The organism is Ligilactobacillus sp. 110_WCHN, assembly GCF_030518115.1.
Classification (GTDB): domain Bacteria; phylum Bacillota; class Bacilli; order Lactobacillales; family Lactobacillaceae; genus Ligilactobacillus; species Ligilactobacillus aviarius_C.
The window spans coordinates 1-3,033 of sequence record NZ_JAULLI010000041.1 but is presented as its reverse complement, the minus strand read 5'-3'; the positions used below and the strand labels follow the sequence as shown (position 1 = coordinate 3,033).

1 rRNA gene is annotated in these 3,033 nt (G+C 50.3%); it reads left to right on the top strand.

Annotated features, from left to right (window positions below):
* Positions 1-50 precede the first annotated feature (50 nt).
* Positions 51-2,960: ribosomal RNA gene (locus Q3C15_RS08585) — 23S ribosomal RNA — on the top strand.
* Positions 2,961-3,033 lie beyond the last annotated feature (73 nt).

The window sequence follows — 3,033 nt, the reverse complement described above, 5'->3', positions numbered from 1 at the left end:
AAAAAGTTCTTAATCGCTAAACTCATAGACCACTATCATAAGATAGTTGAGGTTAAGTTATTAAGGGCGCATGGTGGATGCCTTGGCACTAGGAGCCGATGAAGGACGTGACTAACTGCGATAAGCTTCGGTAAGCTGTAAGTAAGCAATGACCCGGAGATTTCCGAATGGGGAAACCCAAAACCGTGAGGTTTTATCGCTAAGTGAATTCATAGCTTAGTTGAAGGAAGACGCGGGGAACTGAAACATCTAAGTACCCGCAGGAAGAGAAAGAAATTCGATTCCCATAGTAGCGGCGAGCGAAGTGGGAACAGCCCAAACCAAGAAGCTTGCTTTTTGGGGTTGTAGGACTGGACATCTGAGTTACCAAGAGATAACGTAGCTGAACGATCTGGGAAGATCGACCAGAGAAGGCAATCGTCCTGTAAGCGAAACGTTGTTTCCTCAGTCCAGGATCCTGAGTACGGCGGAACACGTGAAACTCCGTCGGAATCCGGGAGGACCATCTCCCAAGGCTAAATACTACCTAGTGACCGATAGTGAACCAGTACCGTGAGGGAAAGGTGAAAAGCACCCCGGGAGGGGAGTGAAATAGTTCCTGAAACCATGTGCCTACAAGTAGTCAGAGCTCGTTAATGAGTGATGGCGTGCCTTTTGTAGAATGAACCGGCGAGTTACGCTTGCATGCGAGGTTAAGGAGGAAAGTCCGGAGCCGCAGCGAAAGCGAGTCTGAAACGGGCGTTTCAGTATGTAGGTGTAGACCCGAAACCAGGTGACCTACCCATGTCCAGGTTGAAGGTGCGGTAAAACGCACTGGAGGACCGAACCTGTGTATGTTGAAAAATGCTAGGATGAGGTGTGGGTAGCGGTGAAATTCCAAACGAACTTGGAGATAGCTGGTTCTCTCCGAAATAGCTTTAGGGCTAGCCTCGGAGTAAAGGATCGTGGAGGTAGAGCACTGTTTGGACTAGGGGCTCATCAAGAGTTACTGAATTCAGATAAACTCCGAATGCCACAGATCTATATCCGGGAGTCAGACTGCGAGTGATAAGATCCGTAGTCGAAAGGGAAACAGCCCAGACCACCAATTAAGGTCCCTAAATATGTGTTAAGTGGAAAAGGATGTGGGATTGCATAGACAACTAGGATGTTGGCTCAGAAGCAGCCACCATTCAAAGAGTGCGTAATAGCTCACTAGTCGAGTGATCCTGCGCCGAAAATGTAACGGGGCTAAACACATTACCGAAATTGTGGATGCACGACGTGCATGGTAGGAGAGCGTTCTAAGGGCAACGAAGCTAGATCGTAAGGACTGGTGGAGCGCTTAGAAGTGAGAATGCCGGTATGAGTAGCGAAAGATTAGTGAGAATCTAATCCACCGAATGACTAAGGTTTCCTGGGGAAGGCTCGTCCACCCAGGGTTAGTCGGGACCTAAGCTGAGGCCGAGAGGCGTAAGCGATGGATAACAGGTTGAGATTCCTGTACTATTAAGATCTGTTTGAACGATGGAGGGACGCAGGAGGCTAGAGAAGCGCACGGCTGGAAATGTGCGTCCAAGCAATGAGTTGGTAGCTGAGTCAAATGCTTAGTTGCGTAACAACAAGTTGTGATGGGGAACGAAATTAAAGTAGTGAAGAGATCGATGTCACACTGCCAAGAAAAGCTTCTAGTGAGGATCTTGATACCCGTACCGCAAACCGACACAGGTAGTCGAGGAGAGAATCCTAAGGTGAGCGAGAGAACTCTCGTTAAGGAACTCGGCAAAATGACCCCGTAACTTCGGGAGAAGGGGTGCTGACCTCCGGGTCAGCCGCAGTGAAAAGGCCCAGGCGACTGTTTATCAAAAACACAGGTTTCTGCAAAATCGTAAGATGAAGTATAGGGGCTGACGCCTGCCCGGTGCTGGAAGGTTAAGAGGATGAGTTAGCTTCGGCGAAGCTCAGAATTGAAGCCCCAGTAAACGGCGGCCGTAACTATAACGGTCCTAAGGTAGCGAAATTCCTTGTCGGGTAAGTTCCGACCCGCACGAAAGGCGTAACGATCTGGGCACTGTCTCAACGAGAGACTCGGTGAAATTATAATACCCGTGAAGATGCGGGTTACCCGCGACAGGACGGAAAGACCCCATGGAGCTTTACTGTAGCTTGATATTGGGTGTTTGTACAACTTGTACAGGATAGGTAGGAGCCATTGAAGGCGGAACGCTAGTTTCGCTGGAGGCGTTGGTGGGATACTACCCTCGTTGTATGAACACTCTAACCCACGCCGGCAAACACGGCGGGAGACAGTGTCAGGTGGGCAGTTTGACTGGGGCGGTCGCCTCCTAAAAGGTAACGGAGGCGCCCAAAGGTTCCCTCAGAATGGTTGGAAATCATTCGCAGAGTGTAAAGGCAGAAGGGAGCTTGACTGCGAGACCTACAAGTCGAGCAGGGACGAAAGTCGGGCTTAGTGATCCGGCGGTTCCGTATGGAAGGGCCGTCGCTCAACGGATAAAAGCTACCCTGGGGATAACAGGCTTATCTCCCCCAAGAGTCCACATCGACGGGGAGGTTTGGCACCTCGATGTCGGCTCATCGCATCCTGGGGCTGTAGTCGGTCCCAAGGGTTGGGCTGTTCGCCCATTAAAGCGGTACGCGAGCTGGGTTCAGAACGTCGTGAGACAGTTCGGTCCCTATCCGTCGCGGGCGTAGGAAATTTGAGAGGATCTGTCCTTAGTACGAGAGGACCGGGATGGACATACCGCTGGTGTACCAGTTGTTCCGCCAGGGGCAGCGCTGGGTAGCTATGTATGGATGAGATAAACGCTGAAAGCATCTAAGTGCGAAACTCACCTCAAGATCGGATTTCCCATTCCGTAAGGAAGTAAGACCCCTGAGAGATGATCAGGTAGATAGGATGGAAGTGGAAGTGCAGTGATGCATGGAGCGGACCATTACTAATCGGTCGAGGACTTAACCAAAGGTTAAGGAACGTGATGTTCGAGGTAAGAGAAATTATTATCTAGTTTTGAGGGAACAAGGTTCTCTTGAATA